Source organism: Streptomyces azureus, assembly GCF_001270025.1.
Lineage (GTDB): Bacteria > Actinomycetota > Actinomycetes > Streptomycetales > Streptomycetaceae > Streptomyces > Streptomyces azureus.
Genome location: NZ_DF968394.1, coordinates 1 through 373, shown reverse-complemented (window position 1 = coordinate 373; position 373 = coordinate 1). Strand labels below are relative to the sequence as shown.

The 373-nt window shown below is 71.0% G+C and carries 1 pseudogene; it reads left to right on the top strand.

Annotated features, from left to right (window positions below):
• A pseudogene (locus tag AOQ53_RS46860) lies at positions 1–373 on the top strand (NF041680 family putative transposase); the annotation flags it as partial.

Genomic DNA, 373 nt, shown 5'->3' with positions numbered 1-373 from the left:
CACGTTCCGGCTGTTCAAGCAGACGCTGGGCTGGACCTGCCCGAAGATCCGTACTCCTGAGGCGGCTGACCGGTGGACCTGGCTGATCCTCGCCGTCTACACGCAGCTGCGGCTGGCCCGGCCGCTGGCGGCCGACCTGCGCCGGCCGTGGGAGAAGCCGAGCCCGCCGGACAGGCTCACCCCGGCCCGCGTCCGCCGCGACTTTCGGCACCTGCGCCCGCAGGCAGCATGCCCCGCCAGAGCACCGAAATCCTCCCGCCCCGGCCCGGGACGACCACCCGGCCGCAAGAACACCCGGCCCACCCCGCGCTACGACGTGCACACCGTCCGCAAACCAGGCACTACGAAACAGCGAACGAAGAAGTCAACAACC